This window comes from Xanthomonas sp. LMG 12461, from assembly GCF_009192935.1.
Taxonomy (GTDB): Bacteria; Pseudomonadota; Gammaproteobacteria; order Xanthomonadales; family Xanthomonadaceae; genus Xanthomonas_A; species Xanthomonas_A sontii.
On sequence record NZ_NQYT01000008.1, the window covers coordinates 17,487 to 41,983 of the forward strand.

13 protein-coding genes are annotated in these 24,497 nt (G+C 69.6%); 7 read left to right on the plus strand and 6 right to left on the minus strand.

Features of this window, described 5'->3' with window-relative positions:
* Positions 1–76: 76 nt before the first annotated feature.
* From CEK68_RS02175 to CEK68_RS02185, 3 genes are all read right to left on the minus strand, one after another.
* On the minus strand, positions 77–1,084 hold the full coding sequence (locus CEK68_RS02175) for a cation diffusion facilitator family transporter (protein ID WP_152238396.1): 1,008 nt from the start codon (positions 1,082–1,084) through the stop codon (positions 77–79).
* A 264-nt stretch (positions 1,085–1,348) separates the two neighbouring features.
* Positions 1,349–1,960 (minus strand): DUF4142 domain-containing protein, encoded by a 612-nt coding sequence (locus CEK68_RS02180; RefSeq protein WP_152238431.1) that lies wholly within the window; start codon positions 1,958–1,960, stop codon positions 1,349–1,351.
* 156 nt (positions 1,961–2,116) lie between these two features.
* Complete coding sequence (locus tag CEK68_RS02185; protein WP_152238397.1) at positions 2,117–3,124, minus strand: putative sulfate exporter family transporter; 1,008 nt, start codon at positions 3,122–3,124, stop codon at positions 2,117–2,119.
* A gap of 102 nt (positions 3,125–3,226) precedes the next feature.
* On the opposite strand from CEK68_RS02185, the gene CEK68_RS02190 reads away from it, so the two are divergent.
* From CEK68_RS02190 to galA, 4 genes are all read left to right on the plus strand, one after another.
* A complete protein-coding gene (locus CEK68_RS02190; protein WP_152238398.1) occupies positions 3,227–4,120 on the plus strand; it encodes a LysR family transcriptional regulator in 894 nt (297 codons plus the stop codon).
* A 325-nt stretch (positions 4,121–4,445) separates the two neighbouring features.
* Entirely contained in the window at positions 4,446–7,160 is a 2,715-nt protein-coding gene (locus CEK68_RS02195) for a TonB-dependent receptor (RefSeq protein ID WP_152238399.1), read from the plus strand.
* Between the two features lie 16 nt (positions 7,161–7,176).
* Complete coding sequence (locus CEK68_RS02200) at positions 7,177–8,340, plus strand: arabinogalactan endo-1,4-beta-galactosidase (RefSeq protein WP_152238400.1); 1,164 nt, start codon at positions 7,177–7,179, stop codon at positions 8,338–8,340.
* Positions 8,337–10,898 (plus strand): beta-galactosidase GalA, encoded by a 2,562-nt coding sequence (gene galA / locus CEK68_RS02205; protein ID WP_152238401.1) that lies wholly within the window; start codon positions 8,337–8,339, stop codon positions 10,896–10,898. Before CEK68_RS02200 ends, galA begins: the two co-directional genes overlap by 4 nt.
* Before the next feature lie 186 nt (positions 10,899–11,084).
* Here the strand turns inward: galA and CEK68_RS02210 are convergent, their stop codons facing one another.
* On the minus strand, positions 11,085–13,013 hold the full coding sequence (locus CEK68_RS02210; protein ID WP_152238402.1) for an alpha-L-fucosidase: 1,929 nt from the start codon (positions 13,011–13,013) through the stop codon (positions 11,085–11,087).
* Between the two features lie 445 nt (positions 13,014–13,458).
* Here CEK68_RS02210 and mutS point away from each other — a divergent pair, with 445 nt between their 5' ends.
* Positions 13,459–16,071: a DNA mismatch repair protein MutS gene (gene mutS / locus CEK68_RS02215; protein WP_152238403.1), complete on the plus strand. Its 2,613-nt coding sequence runs from the start codon at positions 13,459–13,461 to the stop codon at positions 16,069–16,071.
* A gap of 659 nt (positions 16,072–16,730) precedes the next feature.
* Here mutS and CEK68_RS02220 read toward each other — a convergent pair.
* A complete protein-coding gene (locus tag CEK68_RS02220) occupies positions 16,731–17,390 on the minus strand; it encodes a glutathione S-transferase family protein (protein WP_152238404.1) in 660 nt (219 codons plus the stop codon).
* Between the two features lie 57 nt (positions 17,391–17,447).
* Positions 17,448–18,143, minus strand: coding sequence for a YafY family protein (locus tag CEK68_RS02225; RefSeq protein ID WP_017907930.1), 696 nt, complete (start codon positions 18,141–18,143; stop codon positions 17,448–17,450).
* 350 nt (positions 18,144–18,493) lie between these two features.
* On the opposite strand from CEK68_RS02225, the gene CEK68_RS02230 reads away from it, so the two are divergent.
* Together CEK68_RS02230 and katG are read left to right on the plus strand one after the other, a co-directional pair.
* Positions 18,494–21,802 carry an AAA family ATPase gene (locus CEK68_RS02230; RefSeq protein ID WP_226977735.1) on the plus strand — a complete coding sequence of 1,103 codons (3,309 nt, stop codon included), beginning with the start codon at positions 18,494–18,496 and terminating at the stop codon, positions 21,800–21,802.
* Positions 21,803–22,044: 242 nt separating this feature from the next.
* Positions 22,045–24,294: a catalase/peroxidase HPI gene (gene katG / locus CEK68_RS02235; RefSeq protein WP_152238406.1), complete on the plus strand. Its 2,250-nt coding sequence runs from the start codon at positions 22,045–22,047 to the stop codon at positions 24,292–24,294.
* The last annotated feature ends 203 nt before the right edge of the window (positions 24,295–24,497 follow it).

Sequence of the window (24,497 nt, forward strand, 5' to 3'; positions counted from 1 at the left end):
CCAGGTGCGCGCGGACGACAAATCCCAAACCAGAACAACGCCGCACCCGCACGAACGCCGTTACGCAGCCGTGCTGCTAGTGCGAATGCCCCTGCATGTGGCCGTGCCCATGTGCGGGGTGGGCATGATCGTGATCGTGGTCCTCGTGACCATGCCCGTGATGATCGTGAACACCACCCTCGCCCGCCGCCGGCGTGCCGCACGGGGTAGCGCCGCAATGGCCGGCTTCCATCTGCAGGGTGATGTGATCGATGCCGAACTGCGCATGCAGTCCATCGCACAGCGCGGCGCGCACGGCATCGGCGTCACCGCCGTCGGCGACCACCACATGCGCGGTCAGCGCCGGCGTGCTGGAGGCCAGCGCCCACACGTGCAGGTCGTGCACGCTGGCCACGCCGGGCGCGGCCTGCAGATAGCCGCGCACCGCGCCCAGATCCACGCCCTTGGGCACGCCTTCCAGCAGCACGTTGATCGCCTCGCGCAGCAGCACCCAGGTCCGCGGCAACACCCATAGACCGATCAGCACCGCCAGGATCGGGTCGATCAGCTTCCACCCGGTGACGCGGATCGCCAGCGCGCCGACGATCACCGCGACCGAGCCGAGCATGTCGCTCCACACTTCCAGGTACGCGCCCTTCATGTTGAGGCTCTCGCCGCTGCCGGCCTTGAGCAGGCGCATCGAGATCAGGTTGATCAGCAGGCCGAACGCGGCGATGCCGAGCATGCCGACGGTGGCGATCTCCTGCGGTTGGCGGAAGCGCTGCACCGCCTCCCACAGGATGTAGCCGGCCACCACGAACAGCAGCGCGCCGTTGACCAGCGCGCCCAGCGCCTCCAGCCGTGCGTAGCCATAGCTGCGCTTGGCATCGGGCGGGCGCCGGCTCAGCCGCACCGCGATCAGCGCGATCATCAGCGCCAGCGTGTCGGTGGCCATGTGCGCAGCGTCGGACAGCAGCGCCAGGCTGTTGGTGAGGAAAGCGCCGGCCACTTCCACCACCAGGAACAGCGCGGTGAGACCGAGCGCCCACCACAGGGGCTGCTCGTGGCGGATTTCGGTGGGGGCGTGGCTGTGATCGTGTCCCATGGGGCGACCGGGCGGCGATGCGGAGGATGATGGCCGCTACCTTAGACCGCCGCCTGTGCGGAGACTATTACACCGTTCGACAGCGGCACGCGCTCTTGTGCACTCGCGCAGCCGATTGACCGCAACGGGATACGGCAACCAGGCACGCCAGATACCGGGCTCAGGAAGTCTGATCGCGGCCCGACCTGCCACACGCTGGCCAAGGAGGAGGCGCGACTCATGAAAGCGCGGATCTCGGCATGGCGGCCGAGACCCGCACGACACTCACCGGGCTGGCGCCGCCGATGGGGCACCGGCGCTCTGTAACTGCTGCGCCTTGGCCAGGTGCTCGGCCACGTGCGTGCGCGTGGTGCGCAGATGCGCGGCCACGTCCGGGGTCTTCGCGGCAGGGATCAGGGTGCTGTCGAGCATCTGCAGGGCGGCCTGGTGATCCTTGACCATCGCCATGACATAGGCCTGTTCGAAGCGATCGCCGTCCAGGGCCTGCAGCTTGCCGGCCTCCGCCTTGGCCTTCTGCATCTGCTGCTGCGCTGGCGCGGCCTTCGCATCAGGACCCCACGGCGCGATCTTGGCGTTGTTGTCGGCGTGCTCCTTGACCATCTGCATGGCGTAATCGCGCACCGGGCCCTTGACCTGCTTCTGCAAGGCCAGGTTGCCGGCGTTGACCTCGCTGGTGTTGATCGCCGACAACACGCCGAGCGCCTGCTTTTCGTTGAGCGCGGACGCGCGCGCGCCTTGCGCGCCCTGCATGCCGGTCGACGTCTGCGCGGCAGAGGTCGATGGCGTTTGCTGCTGCATGGCGCCGGGATCGGCACTGCCGGCCTGGCCGGACGTATCGGTCTGCGCATGCGCAAGGCCGACGCCGAGAACCGACATCAGCGCGAGAGAGAACGTGGAACGGGAATGACGCATGACAATGTCCTTTGCATGGCAGGTATCGCCATGCTCCGCGGCCTTTCGTGAGCGCTTGGTTGAACGTGGGTGCAGGCGATGCGAAATGCTGCAGATGCACGTGGACTGCGGCGCCTACGCCTACGGCAAGCAGCGCAGCAACAGCACGCTGAGGCTGGCCAGTGCCAGCAGCGAGAGCGTGCCGGCCGCCAAGACGCGGCCGCCGGACGCGAGCACCGTGCGCAGATTCACCGACAGGCCCAACGCGGCCATCGCCACCAGGGTGAACAGCAGCGACAGCGACTGCGCCGCTTCGATGAGCAACGCCGGCAGCACGCCCAGCGCGCGCAGGCCCATCATGCCGACGAAGCCGAACACGAACCACGGCACCAGCGCGTGCGCCGGGCGCCGCTGCGTCGGCGATCCACCACGCATCAGCCCCAGCAGCAACATCACTGGCCCGAGCATCAGCACCCGCATCAGCTTGACCAGCGCCCCCACCTGCGCGCTCAGCGCGCCCACTGGCACGGTCGCCGCCAGCACCTGCGGCACCGCGTACACGGTCAGGCCGGCGAGGATGCCGTAGTGGCGCTGGTCCAGGCCCAGCACGGGCACCGCCAGCGGCAACAGCAACACCACCAGCACGCCCAGCGCCGCGGTGAAGGCGATCGCTGCAGCGACATCCTCGGAGTCTGCGTCGATCACCGGCGCCGCCGCCACGATCGCCGAATTGCCGCAGATCGCATTGCCGCACGCGACCAGCGTGGCCAGCCGCGACGGCAGGCCCAGCGCGCGACCGATGCCGTAGCCGATGGCGATCGCCAGCAGCACCACCGCGGCGATGGCGCCCAGCAACAGGCCGCCGGCCGCGCCGATGGCGCCGATCCCGACCGAGGCCCCAAGCAGCACGATGGCCAGTTCCAGCGGCAGCTTGGCGGCGAAGGCGATGCCGGCGTGCGTGGACGGCGGCAGGCGCCACGCCGTGCGCAGCAAGGTGCCGAGCACGATCGCGAACACCAGCGCGTCGATCCAGCGCCGGCCCAGCCACTGCAGTTGCGCGCGCTCGGCCAGCCAGGCCAGCGCCGCCACCGCGATGGCCAGGGCCAGGCCGGGCAGCAAGGTGGAAGGTCTGTGCAGTTGGGTGCGCATGGCAGCGATCCGGATCGAGTGGCGGCAGGTTGCGCCCGCAGACCGTTTCGATCCATCGCATAATGGCGCACATTTCATTCGATCTGTCCGAACGGTCTTCGCATGACTCTGGAGCAACTCACGCTGTTCGTGGCGGTGGCCGAGCGCCAGCACCTGACCCTGGGCGCGCAGGCCGCGCATCGCACGCCCTCGGCCGCCAGTGCCGCGATCAAGGCGCTGGAGCAGCAGTACGGGGTGGCGCTGTTCGACCGCGTCGGCCGCGGCCTGGTGCTGACCGCGGCCGGTGCGGCGTTCTGCGAGGACGCCAAGGCGATCCTGGCGCGCAGCCGCGCGGCCGAACTGGCGCTGAGCGAGTGGCGCGGCGTGCTGCGCGGCACGCTCGATCTGCACGCCAGCCAGACCGTGGCCAGCTACTGGCTGCCGACCCGGCTGATGGCCTTCCATGCGCGCCATCCGCAGATCGAGATCCGCCTGAGCGTGGGCAACACCGACAGCGTGGCGCGCGCGGTGCGCGAGGGCCGCGCCGAACTGGGCTTCGTCGAGGGCCGCGTGCAGGCCCCCGAACTGCTGAGTTCGGCGCTGGACCACGACCGGCTGCGCGTGGTCGCCGCGCCGGACCATCCGTTGGCGGGGCGTCGCCGCGTCGGGCTGGCACGACTGGTCGCCGACAGCACCTGGATCATGCGCGAACCCGGCTCGGGCACGCGCTCGGCGTTCGAGGCGGCGCTGCGCGATGCCGGCATCGGCCCGGAACGCCTGCGCGTGGCCCTGTCCCTGCCCTCCAACGAAGCGGTGCTGTCGGCGGTGCAGGCCGGGCCCAGCCTGGCGGCGATCTCGCAGCTGGCCGCGGCGCCGTGGCTGGAGAGCGGCCGCCTGCAGCCCCTCGCCGTGGCCCTGGGCGAACGCACCTTCCATGCCCTGCGCCACCGCGAACGCAGCCTGGGTGCGGCGGCAGCCGCTCTACTGGGCTTGCAGGCCCCAGCCACCGCGGCCTGAGCCTGGCGTGGGCGACGGTAGACGCGACGCGCGATATCCATTCCAAAACGAGATAGCCCTCGGCAAATGCTTCATTGGAATGGAATGCCTGTCGCTTCTATCCTCGCTTCCGGTCTCTCGCGCGCCAAGGCAGCGGACGGGGAATGTCCGCGGCGCCGCCAGCAGACACGCCACGTACGCCCCGCCACGTCGACAGACACGCCATCGAGGACAGCGACCGGGACAGCCTGCAGCCCTGCATGACGCCCTGCCGATGCCTCCAGGACCGGGTTTTCCGGTCCACGCCAACTTGCTCGGTCACTTTTTGTCCTGGGAGGGAACAAAAATGCCTTTGGAACAGTCCCGTCGCCCGGTCGGCCGGCGCGCGCACCGCCCTGCCGCCCGCACCCTGCTGGGCGCGGCCATCGTCCTGGCCCTGTCCGGCAGCTTCGCCGCGCAGGCGCAGAGCGCCAGCGCCGATCCGGCAGCCACGCCACCCGCCAAGCCCGATGCCACGACCGATGCCAAGACCGATGCCAAGACCGGCCAGCAACCGGTCACCCTGGACAACGTGATGGTGGTCGGCCAGCGCGCCAGCCTGGAACAGGCCGTGCAGGCCAAGCAGCTCGACGACCACGTGGTCGAGGTGATCTCCGCCGACAACATGGGGCAGATGCCCAACGTCACCGTGGCCGAGGCGCTGGTGCGCCTGCCCGGCGTCAACGGCACCCGCGACCGCGGCAACGAAAGCCTGGCCACCGTGCGCGGCCTCGGCCCGCGCATGACCATGGGCACGGTCAACGGCCGCGAGATCGCCTCCTCCGAACCCAACCGCGCGGTGCGCTGGGAAGTCTTCCCCACCGAGATCGTCTCCACCGTCAAGGTCTACAAGACCCCGTCGGCGGACCTGATCGCCGGCGGCATCGCCGCCACCGTGGACATCTCCACCATCAACCCGCTCGACCACACCGGCCCGACCTTCGTCGCCACCGGCGGCCCGGTCTACTACGACGAGGCCAAGGACGCGCGCGACTACTCGCCGTGGGGCCAGCGCCTGGGCGCGAGCTGGATCCACCGCATCAACGACAACCTGGCGGTCGCGCTCGGCGCCACCTACCAGAAGCAGAAGAACGCCGGCGTCTCGATCGGCAGCTGGGGCTACACCGATGCCAGCAACGCGCGCGATGTGGATGGCGACGGCAAGGTCGACTACACGCCCTGGGGCGCGGCCGACCAGCTCAAGCTGACCGAGCAGACCCGCACCGGTGCCATGGGCACCGTGCAGTGGCGCTCGGGCAACCTGGAACTCAAGCTCGACGGCCTGTACTCGCGTATCCGCATCGACGAGGACCAGCGCCAGAACTGGTTCAACAACCTCGGCTACAGCATCTACTCGGCCAGCAATCCGTACACCACCCCGGGCTCGTCCTACACCATCGTCGACGGCGACGTCGTGGCCGGCACTTTGGCCAATTCCAAGCTGCAGGTGGACCACGTCGTGGCCCGCTACGACGAGGTCAAGACGCTGGCGGCCGGCGGCCTCAACGCCAAGTGGCGCGGCGACGTGTGGACGCTGGGCAGCGATCTGTCGTTCTCGCAGGCAAAGCGCGACAACGACTGGCGCGCGGTGCGCTTCGGCAGCAACCCGGACACGGTGTCGTTCGACTTCCGCCACGGCGTCACCCCCACCATCAGCACCAGTTCCGACGCGCCGGAATGGGGCATCAGCGGCCAGACCGAACCGCAGGCGCTGCGCGACCGCATCGCCGCGCTGGCGCTGAGCGCGAGCCGCGCGATCGCCGACTCGCCGGTCACCGCGCTGGAATTCGGCGCGCGCGCCTCACGCCGCGAGAAGCAGAACCGCCATTTCACCAGCTTCCAGTCGGGCTACAGCCAGCCGATCTCGGCCTACCAGGATCTGATCTATCCGGTGACGATGCCGGACCTGAACGTGCCGACCCTGACCGGCGGCGACCTGGACGCGATCGCCAAGCTCGGCTTCGGCGGCTTCGATCCCAACCTGGCCACCGAGCAGCGTCTGGATCACTGGAACGTCGAGGAAAATGTGCGTGAGGCCTTCGCCAAGGCGGTGTTCAGTTCGCAGTGGTTCGGCGTCGACGTCACCGGCAACGCCGGTGTGCGCGTGGTCCACACCGACACCGACAGCCATGGCTACGACACCGTCGGCGGCGTGGTGCAGCCGAGCAGCGCCGGCAAGACCTACACCGACGTGCTGCCCAGCGCCACGGTCAACTTCCTGATCGATCCCGAGCGCATCCTGCGTCTGTCGGTGGCCAAGGTGATGGCGCGGCCGCCGCTGGACGAACTGCGCACCGGGCGTGCGCTCGACGACCCCAACACCACCGTCGGCCAGCTCACCGGCAGCGGCGGCAACCCGCAGCTCAATCCGTTCCGCGCCACCCAGCTCGACCTGTCCTACGAGTGGTACTTCCACAAGGAAGCGCTGGCGGCGCTGGCGCTGTACCGCAAATGGGTGGATTCGAGCATCGGCTACAAGACCCAGCACGAGACCATCGACGGCCGCGACTACCTGATCAGCGGTCCGTTCAACGGCGGCGGCGGCTACATCAACGGTGCCGAGCTGACCTTCCAGACCCCGTTCTTCTTCATCCCGCACATGGAGAACTTCGGCATTTACTCGAACTACTCGTACGTGGAATCCAACCTGCACGAGTTCTCGCCGGCGGACAATCCGCTGCCGCTCAGCGGCCTGGCGCGCAACACCGGCACGCTGGACCTCTGGTACAACAACAGCAAGTTCGAAGCGCGGATCGGCTACAAGTACCACAGCCCCTACACCGTGGTGTACGGCTGGAACGCGGCGCGGCTGGCGCGACTGGAGAGCGAAGGCACGGTAGACCTGAGCCTGGCGTGGCGCTACAGCGAGCACCTGGGTTTCAAGTTCCAGGTCGGCAACCTGACCAACGAACCGCTGCGCGCCTACAGCGACAACAAGCGCAACCGGCTCGCCAACCAGGACGACGGCGGCTACCAGCTGTTCGGCCGCCGCTTCGCCCTGGAAGCGACCTACACGTTCTGAGCCGGTGGAGACCCGCATGCGATCCAGACGCACCTGGCTGCCGGCGCTCGCGCTGGCCCTCGCCACCGCCCTCGCCGCGCCCATGGCCGGCGCCGGCACGCTGTACCTCGGCGCCGACCTGTCCTACGTCAACGAGATGGAGGATTGCGGCGTGCAGTACCGCGAACACGGCGCGGTGCGCGACCCGTTCGAGCTGTTCCATGCGCACGGCGCCAACCTGGTGCGCGTGCGCCTGTGGAACGATGCGCGCTGGACCCGCTACAGCGACCTGAGCGACGTCAAGAAGACCATCCGCCGGGCGCGCGCGCAGGGCATGCAGGTGCTGCTGGACTTCCACTACTCGGACGACTGGGCCGACGGCGAGAAGCAACTGATCCCCAAGGCCTGGGCCAACATCACCGACCAGGACGAACTGGCGCGCACGCTGTACGGCTTCACCTACGACACGCTGAGCGCGCTGGACCGCGCCGGGCTGATGCCGGAACTGGTGCAGGTGGGCAACGAGAGCAATTCCGACCTGATGGACAGCCAGCCCTGGGACAAGCGCCGGCCGATCGACTGGTCCCGCAACGCCAAGCTGTTCAACGCCGGCATCCAGGCGGTGCGCGACGCCGGCGCGCGCTCGACGATCAAGCCCAAGGTGATGCTGCATATCGCCCAGCCGGAGAACGTGGAGCCGTGGTTCGCCGACGCCGCCAAGGCCGGCGTGCGCGACTTCGACTTCATCGGCATCAGCTACTACCGCAAGTGGTCGCGCGAGACCATGGACCAGCTCGGCGCCACCATCAAGCGCCTGCGCCAGCGCTATCCGGCCGAAGTGATGGTGGTGGAGACCGCCTATCCGTGGACGCTGGAAAGCGGCGACCCCTCGCCCAACCTGCTCGGCGCCGACTCGCTGATCAAGGGCTACCCGGCCACCCCGCAGGGCCAGTTGAACTACCTGGTCGACCTCACGCAGTTGGTGGTCGACAACGGCGGCAGCGGCGTCGTGTACTGGGAATCGGCCTGGACCAGCAACACCTGCAAGACCCGCTGGGGCGTCGGCTCCTCGTGGGAGAACGCCAGCTTCTTCGACTTCCGCCACGGCAACGAACTGCTGCCCGGCATCGGCTTCATGCAGCACGCCTACCGACCGGCGCCGGCCACGACGACCGCGCCGGCGCAGGACGCGCAGCCATGATCGAACTGAGCCGCCGCGACCTGCTGCGCTCGCTGGTCGCCGGCGGCGTGCAGGTGGCGGTGCCCGGCGCGGCCGCGGCGCTGGCACCGGCCGCGCTGGCCGCCACGCCCACCGGCAGCGATGCCAGTGCGCCGCTCTCGCTGGATCTGGACGACGATGCGCCACGCCAGCGCCTGCTGTGCGATGGCGGCTGGCGCTTCCATCTCGGCCACGCCGACGACCCGGCGCGCGACTTCAACTTCGGCACCTTCCAGCGCACCTACGCCAAGGCCGGCAAGGACACCGCCGACGCCGCCCTGCTCGGCTTCGACGACAGCGCTTGGGAGCGCATCGACCTGCCGCACGACTGGGCGGTGGCGCTGCCGCCGCGCCAGGACCCAACTTCGACCCTGGTCGACGGCGAAGACCCGGCCGCCGCGCACGGCTACAAGCCGCTGGGCCGCACCGATCCGCAGACCAGCATCGGCTGGTACCGGCGCGTGCTGGAGATTCCGGCGGAAGACCTGGGCAAGCGGATCAGCCTGGAATTCGACGGCGTGTTCCGCGACTGCATCGTGTTCTGCAACGGCCACATCGTCGGCCGCAACGGCAGCGGCTACTGCGGCTTCGAAGTCGACCTCAGCGACGTGCTCGACTACGGCGCCGAAAACATCATCGCCGTGCGCGTGGACGCAACCCTCGGCGAAGGCTGGTTCTACGAGGGCGCCGGCATCTACCGCCACGTCTGGCTGCGCACCACCGACGCGCTGCACGTGCCGATGGACGGTGTGTACGTGCGCAGCGCCTGGGACGGCGGCGACGCGCAGGCGCTGGTGGAGACCGAACTCGGCAACCACGGCGCGACGCCGCGGCAGTGCAGCGTGGTCTCGGTGATCCGCGCGCCGGACGGGCGCATCGTCGCCCAGGCCAGTTCCGCGCCGATCACGGTCGAGCCCGGCGTGGTGCAGCGCGTGCAGCAGACCCTGGACCTGGGCACGCCCGCGCCGTGGTCGCCGGAGAACCCGCAACGCTACACCCTGTCCACGCGCCTGCTCGGCGATGGCCGCACCTGCGACGCCACCACCACGCACTTCGGCGTGCGCCGGCTGCAGTTCGATCCGCAGCGCGGGCTATTGCTCAACGGCGCAGCGTACAAGCTGCACGGCACCAACAACCATCAGGACCATGCGGGCGTCGGCACCGCCATTCCCGACCGCCTGCACGAGTGGCGCCTGCGCCAGCTCAAGTCGATGGGCTGCAACGCCTATCGCAGCGCGCACAACCCGGCCTCGCCGGCGGTGCTGGAGCTGTGCGACCGGCTGGGCCTGCTGCTGATCGACGAGACCCGGCGCATGTCCTCCGACGACGAGGCCATGGCCGAACTGACGTCGATGGTGCGGCGCGGCCGCAACCATCCCTGCGTGATGCTGTGGTCGCTGGGCAACGAAGAGCCGCAGATGGTCACCGCGCGCGGCGCGCGCATCGTCGCGCGCATGCAGCGCCTGGTGCGGCGCCTGGACCCGAGCCGCCCCACCACCTTCGCCATGGACAAGGGCTTCGACGACGGCGTCGGCCAGGTCGTGGACGTGGTGGGCTTCAACTACCGCACCACACAGATGGACGCCTTCCATGCGCGCCATCCGCAGATCCCGGTCTACGGCAGCGAGACCGGCAGCACCGTCGGCGTGCGCGGCAACTACCGCACCGACGACGTGCGCGGCTATGCCCGCGCCTACGACCTCGACTACCCCTGGTGGGCCAGCAGCGCCGAAGCCTGGTGGAGCTATGTCGCGCAGCGCCCGTACATCGCCGGCGGCTTCGTCTGGACCGGCTTCGACTACCGCGGCGAGCCGACCCCGTACAACCGCTGGCCGAACGTGGCCTCGCAGTTCGGCATCCTCGACAGCTGCGGCTTTCCCAAGGACAACTACTGGTACTACCGCGCGCAATGGACCACCGCGCCGGTGCTGCACCTGCTCCCGCACTGGAACTGGGACGGCCTGCTGGACGAGCGCGACAACGGCATGGTCGAAGTGTGGTGCCACAGCAACCTGGACGCGGTGGAACTGCTGGTCAACGGCGTCAGCCAGGGCCTGCAGCAGGTGCCGGCCTACGGCCACGTCGAGTGGCGCGTGCGCTACGCACCGGGCCGCATCGAAGCGCGCGGCTACCGCGGCGGCAAACAGGTGCTGACGCAGCGCCGCGAGACCGTGGGCGCCCCGGCCGCGGTACGCCTGCGCTGCGAACGGGCGAATCTGCTGGCCGACGCCGAGGACGTGGCCGTGGTCGCGGTGGAGATCGTCGACGCCAAGGGCCGCGTCGTGCCCACCGCCAGCGACGCCGTGCGCTTCGCCGTCCGCGGCCCCGGCCGCCTGATCGGCGTGGGCAACGGCGACCCGTCCAGCCACGAACCCGACAAGGCCGACCAGCGCCGCGCCTTCAACGGTCTGTGCATGGCCTTGCTGCAAACCACGCGCGATGCCGGCACGCTGACACTGGAAGCGACCGCGCCCGGATTGGTGCCTGCGCGGCTGGCGCTGAAGAGTGTGCGCACCAGGCCGCGGCCGTTCGTCGCCTGAGGCGGTCGCGCGCTTTCAAGGCGCTGCGCGGCGCCATCGTCATGCGCTCCCGACTCGGTGCTCCTGCGGCGCGTCATTCCGAAGCCGATCTACGACGCCTCGCCAGCGTCGCCGCAGCCACGACGCTGCATCGCCCCGGCGATGCACGCTCCCCCACCGCGCATCGCGGCGAGGGAGCGCCAGCCCTCACCGCAAGCGCGAGAAGGCACCAATCCCGGCGATCGCCAGCCGCTCCGCGGGCAGCGCCGTTTCGGCGAACGACAGCCGCAGGTAACGGATCTGCCGGACCTCGGGGAAATTCAGCCGCTGGGTCGAGAGCGCGTAGGCGATATTGGACAACTCGCCGCCCCCGGCCGGCTGCCAGTGCTGGCCATCCTCGCTGCTTTCGGCGCGATAGCCCTTCGGCGGTGCCGCACCGTTCATCACCGTGCGCGAGGGGGTGAGGCTGAAGCCGGCGACCTGGCGCAGCGCACCGAGGTCGATGGTCACCTGCACGGGATGGCCCGGCGTGGGAGCGGGCACGACCCAGATCGTGCCGGCATCGTCGTCGAGCAACGTCTCCGCTCCCGGCGCACTGGCCGCGACGATGCGCCAACCCGCGGTGGACAGCACGTCCGGCGCGTTCGTCGTGGGCCGCGCGACCGCAACGGGCGCCACCGCGCGGAACAGCGCGAATTCGCTGATCGCCGGACAGACCGGCGCCTCGAGCACACGCAGGCGCACACGGCGCGCGGCGACCGGACGATCGAGCCGCAGGATCCGCTGCGCGCCGATGCATTGCGCTTCGGCCAAGCGCTGCCACTGCCCGTCCACCTCGGCGTCGATCGCGAAGCGGGTGACGCGCACGCCCAGCGGCAGGTATTCGCGCAGCCTGATCAGGTCGAAGCTGTGCGCCGCCGACAGCTCCAGCGTCAGCGTCGGCGTGGTGACGTCGTCCGGCGTGGACCAGTAGCTGTCCGGCTGGCGGTCGAGCACACGCTCCGGCTCGAACCCGGGACCGCGCGACGCGCTGGCGCTGGCCTTGGCGCCCTTGGCCAGATCGATGGCGAAGCTGGCGCGGATCGCGTCGCCGAAGCTCTTCAACACCGCGACGTCATGGTCGGCGATGCGGCCGCGTCGGTCCGGCGGAAGATTGAGGTTCATGTTGGTGCCGCGCGCGACCGACGTATCGAAGTAGCGCACCAGATTCTCCGGGCTGCGCACCTTGCCGTCTTCGTCGGCATGGTAGAACCAGCCCGGGCGGATCGAGGTGTTGGTTTCCGCAGGCCACCACAGCGCCCCGCCCCGCACGCCGGCATTGCCGTTTTCCTGCGTGTAAGGCGCATTGGGCATGGTCGGCCAGCACGGATCGCCGGCCACGCCCTCCTCGTTGCCGACCCAACGGATATCTGCCCCCAGCGGATCGAAGGTGCAGGCCATCGGCTGGTGTTGGTGCACCAGCTCGATCATCCGCGGCCAGTTGTAGTAGGCGGGCGCATCGATCTTGCGGGTTTCGCGCGCTCCACCGTAGTAACCGTCGCCACCATTGGCGCCGTCGAACCAGAACTCGAACAGGTCGCCATAACCCGTGCACAGCTCGACGATCTGCTTACGGAAATAGTCGAGATAGCCGGGGCGGCCATACTCGGCGTGGTTGCGATCCCAGGGCGAGAGATAGATGCCGAAGGCCAGGCCGGCACGCCGGCACGCCGCGGCCATTTCGCCGACGATGTCGCCCTTGCCGTTCTTGTAGGGCGAATTGCGAATGCAATGCTCGGTCAGGCGCGTCGGCCACAGGCAGAAGCCATCGTGGTGCTTGGCGGTGAAGATGATCCCCTTGAGGTTGCCGGCCTTGGCCGCGGCGACGATCTGATCGGCGGAGAAATCGCTGGGATCGAACTTGCGCGGATCTTCGTCGCCGTAACCCCATTCCTTGTCGGTGAAGGTGTTCATCGCAAAATGCACGAAGGCGTATTGTTCCCACCGGTGCCAGCGCAGCTGCCGCGCGCTTGGCACGGCGCCCCACGGTGCCGGCCCTTTCGGGCGCGGCGCGGCCACGATCCGGGCGGCGGATGCGCTGAAGCCCGCGGCGACGGCCACGACACCCGTGGCAAGAAAGGTACGACGATCGATCATGGACGCCTCCGGCTCTACACAAGCCCGGATCTTAGCTTCTCCAACGGCGAAACAGTCCTAAGCGGAGCGACACCCGGGCATTCAAACGGCACAACGTCACCGTGTGGCCGATCCTCCGCCGCATGCTCGGAAATTGCACTGCGCGCTGTCGCCGATCCACTTTTTTACGGACAATTGCAGCTGGCACCGAGACGACTCGCACGCAGTTGCTGCGGACTCGGCATTGCACGTGCCGCGTACGCACCGGACATTCGCTGTCTCGCGATTGACCTTCCTGCCGTTGTCCGTGGAAACGGTGCGCCCCGGACGTTGCACCTTGGATCGGCAGGTGGCGCATCGAACCATGCACCGCGTTGGCGCCGCGCCACGCTGTCATTTGCTGCCGGCACCCGTCCATACTTGTCCACGGAAAGCCACCCCGAAATTCATTAAGTCACTGAATCAGATGCAGAATCGAGAAAAGACCCAAGTCCCCGGAAGCGCAGCGGAGCACACCCCGCTGATGAAACAGTTCTTCGCCGCAAAGTCCGAGTACCCGGACCTGCTGCTGTTCTTCCGCATGGGCGATTTCTACGAACTGTTCTACGACGACGCGCGCAAGGCCGCGCGGCTGCTGGACATCACCCTGACCCAGCGCGGCAGTTCCGGCGGTGCACCGATCCCGATGGCCGGGGTGCCGGTGCATGCCTACGAGGGCTACCTGGCACGGCTGGTGGCGCTGGGCGAGTCGGTGGCGATCTGCGAGCAGATCGGCGATCCGGCGCTGGCCAAAGGCCTGGTCGAGCGCAAGGTGGTGCGCATCGTCACTCCCGGCACGGTGACCGACGAGGCCCTGCTGGACGAGCGCCGCGACACCTTGCTGATGGCGATCGCACGCAACAAGCACGGCTACGGCCTGGCCTGGGCCGACCTGGCCGGCGGCCGCTTCCTGGTCAACGAGGTCGACAGCGAGGACGCGCTGGAAGCGGAGCTGGCGCGGCTGGAGCCGGCCGAACTGCTGGTGCCCGACGAGGACCAGTGGCCGGAGTTCCTGCGCGAGCGCCGCGGCGTGCGCCGCCGGCCGCCGTGGCTGTTCGATGCCGACAGCGGCCGCCGCCAGTTGCTGGCGTTCTTCCAGTTGCACGATCTGAGCGGCTTCGGCATCGACGACAAGCCGCGCGCCACCGCCGCCGCCGGCGCCCTGCTCGGCTACGTGGAGGAAACCCAGAAGCAGCGCCTGCCGCACCTGACCGCGATCGCGATGGAGACCGCCGGCGAGGCGATCGCGATGAACGCGGCCACCCGCCGCCACCTGGAGCTGGACACGCGCGTCGATGGCGACACCCGCAACACTCTGCTCGGCGTGCTCGACAGCACGGTCACGCCGATGGGCGGGCGCCTGCTGCGGCGCTGGCTGCACCGCCCGCTGCGCCTGCGCGAGGTGCTGGTGCAGCGCCACCATGCAGTCGGCACGCTGATCGACCGCGGCGCCGACGCCGACCTGCGCGAGGCGTTCCGCGCGCTCGGCGACATCGAACGCATCCTCACCCGCGTCGCCCTGCGTTCGGCGCGCCCGCGCGACTTCTCCACCCTGCGCGACGGCCTGGGCCTGCTGCCGAAGGTGCGCGCGGTCCTGGCGCCGCTGGATTCGCCGCGGCTGGCGGCGTTGGGGGCGGAGCTGGGCCAGCACGACGAGATCGCGTACCTACTCGCCTCGGCGATCGCCGAGCAGCCACCGCTCAAGCTCAGCGACGGCGGCGTCATCGCCGCCGACTACGACGCCGAACTGGACGAGCTGCGCCGGCTCAGCACCAACGCCGACCAGTTCCTGATCGACCTGGAAGCGCGCGAACGCGCCAACAGCGGCATCGCCACGCTGAAGGTCGGCTACAACCGCGTGCATGGTTACTACATCGAAATCAGCAAGGGCCAGGCCGACAAGGCGCCGGTGCACTACAGCCGGCGCCAGACCCTGACCAACGCCGAACGCTACATCACCGAGGAACTGAAGAACTTCGAGGACAAGGTGCTGTCGGCGCGCGAGCGCGCGTTGTCGCGCGAGAAGCTGCTCTACGAAGGGTTGCTGGACACGCTGGGCGAGCGCCTGGAGCCGCTCAAGCGCGCCGCCGCCGCGCTCAGCGAACTGGACGTGCTGGCCGGCTTCGCCGAACGCGCGCAGGCGCTGGACTGGACCCAGCCGGAACTCGAGACCGGCGCCTGCCTGCGCATCGAACGCGGCCGCCACCCGGTGGTGGAAGCGGTGCGCGAGCAGCCGTTCGAGCCGAACGACCTGGACCTGCACCCCGACCGCCGCATGCTGGTGATCACCGGCCCGAACATGGGCGGTAAATCGACCTACATGCGCCAGAACGCGCTGATCGTGCTGCTCGCGCACATCGGCAGCTACGTGCCGGCGCGGCGCGCGGTGATCGGCCCGATCGACCGCATCCTCACCCGCATCGGCGCCGGCGACGACCTGGCCCGCGGCCAATCGACCTTCATGGTCGAGATGGCCGAGACCAGCTACATCCTGCACCACGCCACCGCGCAGTCGCTGGTGCTGATGGACGAGATCGGCCGCGGCACCTCCACCTACGACGGCCTGGCGCTGGCCGACGCGGTGGCGCGCCATCTCGCCCACCACAACCGCTGCTACACGCTGTTCGCCACGCACTATTTCGAACTGACCGCATTGGCCGACGAATCGGTCGAAGGCGGTGCCAGTGGCATCGCCAACGTGCACCTGGACGCGGTCGAGCACGGCGACCGCCTGGTGTTCATGCACGCGGTCAAGGACGGCCCGGCCAACCGCAGCTTCGGCCTGCAGGTGGCGGCGCTGGCCGGCCTGCCCAAGGCCACGGTGGCGCAGGCGCGGCGACGCCTGGCGGAACTGGAACAACGCGGCGGCGAGAGCCACGCCTCGCAGATGGCGCCGCAGGCGCTGGACGCGCCGCAGCAGTTCGGCCTGTTCGCGGCCACGCCCTCCGCCGCGCAGGAAGCATTGGCGGCGCTGGATCCGGACGAACTCACGCCCAAGCAGGCGCTGGAAGCGCTGTACCGGCTCAAGTCGCTGCTATAGGCGGCCTGCGATTCAGCCCCTCTCCCCCCGGGAGAGGGGTTGGGGTGAGGGTTCGGCGCGAAGCGTCTCGCAGTGTCAGGGTGCACGAGGCTGCGCCCGCACCCTCATCCGCCCCTGCGGGGCACCTTCTCCCAGTGGGAGAAGGGAAGCGCCAAAGCCCCTCTCCCACCGGGAGAGGGGTTGGGGTGAGGGTCCGGCGCGAAGCGTCTCGCAGCGTCAGGGTGCACGAGGCTGAGCCCGCACCCTCATCCGCCCCTGCGGGGCACCTTCTCCCAAGGGGAGAAGGAAAGCGCTAGAGCCCCTCTCCCCCCGGGAGAGGGGTTGGGGTGAGGGTCCGGCGCGAAGCGTCTCGCAGTGTCAGGACGCACGAGGCTGCGCCCGCACCCTCATCCGCCCCTTCGGGGCACCTTCTCCCAAGGGGAGAAGGGAAGCGCCAAAGCCCCTCTCCCACCGGGAGAGGGGTTGGGGTGAGGGTCCGGCGCGAAGCGTCTCGCAGTGTCAGGACGCACGAGGCTGCGCCCGCACCCTCATCCGCCCCTTCGGGGCACCTTCTCCCAGTGGGAGAAGGAAAGGCTGCAAGCCCCTCTCCCGTCGGGAGAGGGGTTGGGGTGAGGGTCCGCCCGCACGGCACACCCAACCACCAGTCATCCCACTTCCCGCTAGGCGCTCGCCGGCACGGCGTTAGGGCGCGGCATGAACGGGTTGGGATGCGCCGCCAGCAACGCATCGTCGATGGCCGCGGCCCGCTGCGCCGCCGGCCGCGCCATGTGCCGCTGCACGAAGGCGACAAACGCCGGCCGTGCCTGCAGCACACCGATGCGCGTGTAGAAGCCGAGGAACGCCGCGGCATACAGGTCGGCTGCGCTGAAGCGATCGCCGGCCAGATGCTCGCGACCGGCGACGCCCTGCTCCAGCATGTCCAGCAAATCCTCGCCATGGCCATAGCCCGCGCTGTGCGCCGGGGCCAGCGTGCCGTGCTGCCTGGCGGTCAGGAACGCCTCGGCCGGGCCGGCCAGCAGGAACAGCCAGCGGTAGTAATCGCCACGCGCCGGCGATCCAAGCGGCGGCGCCAGTTGCCGCTCCGGCACCAGGTCGGCCAGGTAGGCGCAGATCGCCGCGTTCTCGGTGACGGTGGTGGTGCCGTGGACCAGCGCCGGCACCTTGCCCATCGGGTTGATCGCCAGATACGCCGGCGTCTTCATGCCGGTGCCGTAGTCGAGGATCTGCGCGCGGTACGGCAGGCCGGTTTCTTCGAGCATCCAGCGCGCGATGCGGCCGCGCGACATGGGGTGGGTGTAGAGCACAAGATCGTGGGACATGGTCGGACTCCGTGGTGGACGCCACGCAGTCTGCGCGTGCCCTGCTGACACCTGCTGTCAGGAGCCGACGCCGTGTCCGGTAGCGGCGCGCCAGCGCCGGATCAGCAGATGCCGCCGCGTCGGGTAGCGTTCGCTGTCGTCGCGCAGCGCCAGCACCCGGTCGGCACGGAAATGGCGGAAGTCGCCGCGCAGTTCGCACCACGCCGCGATCATGCCGAAACCGCCCAGGAAGGCCATCGCGAACGGCCAGATGCGCCGTTGCGAGGCGACGCCGCCGGCATCGGCGTAGTCCATGTGCAGCACGTGTTCCAGGCGGATGCCACGACGCAGCACCGGCAGCCACGGTGCCGCCGGCTGCGCGGGCGTCGCCGCGGGCACCAGCAATCCGCTGGTCTCCAGCGCCAGCCGCAACGGCGCCGGCAGCGACGCCCCAATCCGGGTGATGGCGCGCTGCGCGGCCTGCGCCAGTTCCGGATCGGCCTGGCTAGCCACCCAGCGCGCGCCCAGGGTCAGCGCTTCCAACTCGTCCTCGCTGAAGTTCAACTCCGGCAGCAGGAAGCCCGGGCGCAGCACGTAGCCCACGCCCGGGTCGCCGAGGATGTCGGCGCCCTGCCCGCGCAGGCTGGCGATGTCACGGTACAGCGTGCGCAGGCTCACTCCCAGATCGGCGGCGAGCTGCGCCCCGGCCACGGGCCGGCGTCGCCCGCGCAGGGCGTCGAGCAGGCGCAGCAGACGGGTGGCGCGTTGGGTCATCGCGACAGGATAGTGGGCAGGCGCCGCCAACGGGAGGCGCTGGTGCGTCAGGCAGCCCGCCTGGCGCTGCAGTCCGATCGGTGTCGCACTGCGCAGCGACGCTGTCGCCTGGAGGAAACACGGACTTCTATACTCGACGGCGAACGCACCGCCCCGCTCCGTCGCAAACGGGGCCGCGCACACCAGCACAGGCCGCACGCGTCCGCGACGGCTACATCCAACGAGGGAACGCATGCAGCCACGCTCGCGAACGTCGTCACGCCCCCCGGTCAGCTGCACCATCGCAGGTGCCATGCGGGCGCCACATCCGCGCAGCGGCCGTCGCGGCATCCAGGACTGAGGCGACGATGATGGAATTTGCCCTTTTCGCCATCGGCGTGGTCGTCGGTGCGGTGCTGTTGCATCTGGCGCGCCCTCTTGGGCGCAGCGCCTCCGCACAGCGGCCTGCACCGGCGACCGACGCCAGCAACAACCACCACGCCGCGCCCGAGGCAACGCTGGAGACCCCGGCGCAGCATCTGCAGCGGCTGCGCCAGCAGGTGGAAGCACAGGACGAGCAGATCCACAGCCCTGCCGATCTGGCACAGATTCCGCAGTTCCAGCAAGGCGTGGCGCTGCTGGCGGGCGCGGAGTTCTCCCATCAGGAACTGGTCGAGGCGCTGGGCAGCCCAGGCTACGTGCTGCCATGCATGGCAGCGCAGGCCTTGGCGCAACGCCGCCCCCAGGATGCGGACGCGGTCCTGGACGTGCTCCCGCACCTGGGCTCGTATCCGCTGAGTTTCCTGTTCGACTACCTGCAGCGCCTGCCGGATGCCGACCATCTGCACGCGCTGCTGCGCCACGCACGCGACTGGTGGTGGAACGTCGTCCCGTTCCGGCAACGCCTGCGCGCCTATCTGCAGTGGGCCGCAAGCAAGGCCCCGGCGGACCGCCCGGTGGATTTCGACGAACTCGACGATGCAGCGCTGACCGCACTCGGCGACACCCTGGCGCAGTTCAAGGAACCCGTGCTGGAGCCGTTCCTGCAGCGCCTGCACGACGCACGCAAGCAGCGTCGCGAGCAGCGCGTGCTCGGCGGCTTCGGCCGTGTCGTCGCCGCGGTGCCGGCGCGCCTGCGCCTGCACCACCCGGGGCTGGACGCGGCCTTGCAGCGCGCCTACGAGCACGTGGTGACCACGCCTCCGCAGCCGGTGCTGCTGGTCGGCGAGCACGGCGTGGGCAAGAGCGTGCTGATCGACCTGCTCAGCGAACGCCTGCTCGGCGAAGGCTGGCGTGTGTTCGAGGCCTCCGCCGCGGAGATCCTGGCGGGGCAGAGCTACATCGGCGAACTGGAGGGACGCATCCGCGAGATGCTGGCGGTGCTGCACCGCGAGCGCGCCCTGTGGCGCGCGCCGGACTTCTACGACCTGCTGCACAAGGGCGCACATTCGCGCGATCCGCGCGGCATCCTCGATCTGGTGCTGCCGGCGCTGGAGCGCGGTGAGCTGCGCCTGATCGGCGAGATCACGCCGCGGCAACTGGCGCAGTTGCAGGTGGCACGGCCGACCACGCGTTCGCGCTTCGAAGTGGTGACGCTGGCACCGGCCGCGTCCACCGCGCTGGCGCAGATCGGCGCACAGTGGGCGCAGGCCCAGGCGCAGGCGCTGCAGACCGAGGTGATCGACGCGCGCGCCCTGGCCGAAGCCGAACGCCTCGCCGCGCAGTACTTCCCCGATCAGCACGAACCCGGCCGCCTGCTGCAACTGCTCGACGAGACCCTGCAGGCCGCGAAGGACGGCGACGACGCACGCCTGCCGCTGGACGACGATGCCCTGCTGCAGGCGGTGGCCAGGCGCAGCGGGCTGCCGCTGGAGGTGATCGACGATCGCCAACGGCTGGAACTGGAGACGCTGCGCCGTTTCTTCCGCAAGCGCGTGCTGGGCCAGGACGAGGCGGTGGAGACCCTGCTCGACCGTATCGCCATGCTCAAGGCCGGACTGATCGACAGCCGCCGCCCGATCGGCGTGTTCCTGTTCGCCGGCCCGACCGGCACCGGCAAGACCGAATTGGCCAAGGCACTGGGCGAACTGCTGTTCGGCACTCCCGAGCGCCTGCTGCGCCTGGACATGAGCGAGTTCCAGGGCGAGGACGCGCTGTACCGGCTCACCGGCGACGACAGCGCCGGGCAGCGCACGCTGATCGCGCGCATCCGCGAGCAGCCGTTCTCGGTGGTGCTGCTGGACGAGTTCGAGAAGGCCCACCCCAAGGTCTGGGACCTGTTCCTGCAGGTGTTCGACGACGCCCGCCTGAGCGACCGCAACGGCAACACCGCCGACTTCCGCCACAGCATCATCATTCTCACCAGCAACGTCGGCGCCACGCTGGCCCGCGGCGCCGGCCCCGGCTTCGCCACCGTCGCCGGCGGCTACTCGCGCAACGCGGTGGAAAAGGCGGTGTACGAGACCTTCCGCCGCGAGTTCGTCAACCGGCTCGACAAAGTGGTGCTGTTCAACCCGCTGGATCGGGCGCTGATGCGCGAGATCCTGCACAAGGAACTGGATCGCACGCTGACCCGGCGCGGCCTGCGCAATCGCGCCTGGGCGGTGGAATGGGAGCCGTCGGCGATCGAGTTCCTGCTCGACCGCGGCTTCACTCCGGACCTGGGCGCGCGGCCGCTGCGCCGCGCGATCGAACAGCATCTGCTTGCGCCCCTGGCACGCAGCATCGTCGAGCAACGCGCCCCCGAAGGCGACCAGTTCCTGTTCGTGCGCGGCGCCGGCGACCGCCTCGACGTGCGCTTCATCGCAGCGGACGCGCCGCCGCCGCCGGAACCCCTGCCCGCCGCGGTCGACCCCGCCACGCCCACGGATCTGCGCGACCTGGTGTACGCGCCCAACGCAGACAGCGCGGTCCTGCCGCGCCTGGATGCGGCCTTGCATCGCCTGCAGGAATCGCACGCCGCGCCGGCCTGGCGGCAGGCGCGCGAGGCCGATTTCGCCGCCATGGGCGAGCGCGATTTCTGGTCGCAACCCGGCCGCTTCCAGGTGCTGGACCGGATCGAGCGCCGCGACCGCATCGAAAGCGCGCTGGCCACCGCCGTGCGCCTGCGCGCGCGGCTGGACGGCGGCGCCCAGCGCGATGGCGAGTTCGTGGCGCGCCTGACCCAGTTGCTGTGGTTGCTGCACCTGGCCAGCACCGCGCTGCAGGAGCAACGCCCGCAGGATGCGCTGCTGGACCTGCGCATCGGCGCCAGCGAGCTGCACCGGCATCCGGCCGAAGCGCGGCAGTGGTGGCAACGTCTGCTGCAGATGTATCTGGCCTGGGCCGAGCAGCGCAACATGCGGGTGGAGGTGCTGGCACAGGATCCGCAGCAAGGCCGCGCCTGGCTGGCCATCGCCGGCTTCGGGGCACTGGCGTTGCTGGACGCGGAAGTCGGCCTGCACGTGCAGGAACAGGAGGTCGACGAACCGACCCTGCGCCGGCTCGCGGTGCAGGTGCGGGTCGCCCCGGACCTGCCCGGGCAGGCACGGCGCGCGCCCATCGGCGAGGACGAACTGCGGGTATGCCGACGCTATCGGATCGCGCCTTCGCCACTGGTGCGCGACAGCGTCCGCGGCTGGCGCAGCGGACGCCTGGAGCGCGTGCTGGGTGGCGATTTCGACGTGATGCCGGTCGACTGAGTCCTGCCCGGGACGCACGCAGCATGCGGCCACTGCAGGGAGTGCCGGCAAGCGAGCAATGCGCGGCCACACCGCGCACCGCCATCGATGCGATAGTCGAGCCCTATCGATTGATTAGAATAATTCGAATTCTCTAAATCGCGGCTTCCGCCTATCGTGTCTCCAGTTTCACCGTGTCGCCGCCGTATGATCGCGGCGCCGAGCCACCCCATCTCGTCCACCAAGAGCCAAGGCAGCCTCCCATGACCAGCGAATCGAAATGCCCGTTCCACCAGGCTGCCAGCGGCAGCGGCACCAGCAATCGCGACTGGTGGCCCAAGCAGTTGCGCGTGGACCTGCTCAACCAGCATTCGGCCCGTTCCAACCCGCTGGACCCGCAGTTCGATTACGCCAAGGCGTTCAAGCAGCTCGATCTCGAAGCGCTCAAGCGCGACCTGCATGCGCTGATGACCGATTCGCAGGACTGGTGGCCGGCCGACTTCGGCCACTACGGCCCGCTGTTCGTGCGCATGGCCTGGCATAGCGCCGGCACCTACCGCACCGGCGACGGCCGTGGCGGCGGTGGCCGCGGCCAGCAGCGTTTCGCTCCGCTCAACAGCTGGCCGGACAACGTCAGCCTGGACAAGGCGCGGCGCCTGCTGTGGCCGATCAAGCAGAAGTACGGCCAGGCCATCTCCTGGGCCGACCTGCTCATCCTCACCGGCAACGTCGCGCTGGAATCGATGGGCTTCAAGACCTTCGGCTTCGCCGGCGGCCGCGCCGACACCTGGGAGCCGGACCAGGACGTGTACTGGGGCCGCGAGACCAAGTGGCTGGGCGGCGACGAGCGGTATTCGCACGGCTCGCCGGGCGTGGACGAGGCGCACGGCGTGCTGGTGAAGGACGACGACAGCGAAGTGCGCCACACCCGTGACCTGGAAAACCCGCTGGCCGCGGTGCAGATGGGCCTGATCTACGTCAACCCGGAAGGTCCGGACGGCAACCCCGACCCGCTGCTGGCGGCCAAGGACATCCGCGACACCTTCGGCCGCATGGCCATGAACGACGAAGAGACCGTGGCACTGATCGCCGGCGGCCACACCTTCGGCAAGACCCACGGCGCCGGCCCGGCCGACCACGTCGGCGCCGAGCCGGAAGCGTCCGACCTGGAAAGCCAGGGCCTGGGCTGGTCCAACAGCTTCGGCAGCGGCAAGGGCGGCGACACCATCACCAGCGGCCTGGAAGTGACCTGGACCACCAAGCCGGCGCAGTGGACCAACGAGTTCTTCGAGCACCTGTTCAAGTTCGAGTGGGAACTGAGCAAGAGCCCGGCCGGCGCCCACCAGTGGGTGGCCAAGAACGCCGAGGCGGTGATCCCCGACGCGCACGACCCGTCGAAGAAGCACCTGCCGACCATGCTCACCACCGACCTGGCGCTGCGCTTCGACCCGGCCTACGAGAAGATCTCGCGCCGCTTCCTGGAGAACCCGCAGCAGTTCGCCGATGCCTTCGCCCGCGCCTGGTTCAAGCTGACCCACCGCGACATGGGCCCGCGTGCGCGCTACCTCGGCCCGGACGTGCCGGCCGAAGAACTGCTGTGGCAGGACCCGATCCCGGCCGTGGACCATCCGCTGGTCGATGCGCAGGACATCGCCGCGCTCAAGAAGACCCTGCTCGATTCCGGGCTGAGCGTGGCGCAGCTGGTGTCAACCGCCTGGGCCGCGGCGTCCACCTTCCGCGGCTCGGACATGCGCGGTGGCGCCAACGGCGCGCGCATCCGCCTGGCCCCGCAGAAGGATTGGGAGGTCAACCAGCCGGCACAACTGGCGCAGGTCCTGGCCACGCTGGAGCGCATCCAGGCGCAGTTCAACGGCGCGCAGAGCGGCGGCAAGAAGATCTCGCTGGCCGACCTGATCGTGCTCGGCGGCGCCGCCGCGGTGGAACAGGCGGCCAAGCTGGCCGGACAGATCGTCGAGGTGCCGTTCGTGCCGGGCCGCATGGACGCCTCGCAGGAACAGACCGACGTGGAATCGTTCGCGGTGCTGGAACCGATCGCCGATGGTTTCCGCAACTACGCCAGGCGCCGTTACGCGCTGTCGGCCGAAGCGCTGCTGATCGACAAGGCGCAGTTGCTGACCCTGACCGCACCGGAGATGACCGTGCTGGTCGGCGGCCTGCGCGTGCTCGGCGCCAACAGCGGCCAGTCCGCGCACGGCGTGTTCACCGATCGCCCGGGCGTGCTCAGCAACGACTTCTTCGCCAACCTGCTGGACATGGGCACCGAGTGGAAGGCGACCTCGGAGATGAAGGACGTCTACGAAGGCCGCGACCGCAAGAACGGCGCCGTGAAGTGGACCGGCACGCGTGCCGACCTGGTGTTCGGCTCCAACTCGGTGCTGCGCGCCGTGGCCGAGGTCTACGCCAGCGCCGACGCGCAGGCGAAGTTCGTGCGCGACTTCGTCGCCGCCTGGACCAAGGTGATGCAGCTGGATCGCTTCGACCTGGCCGCCTGACGACGGCAGACGGGGCGCCGCAGCGGCGCCTCGTTTGTCCTGCCTGCATGACGACAACGCCCCGCTCGCCGGGGCGTTGTCGCGAGTGTGAGGGCAACCGCCACACTTCGAATATGCGGCAGAGACGACGGCATGGTTTCGACGACGCAGCGCGTCGCGGCTGAAGCCGATGCCACAGCACGCACCACTCGCCGTAGGAGCGG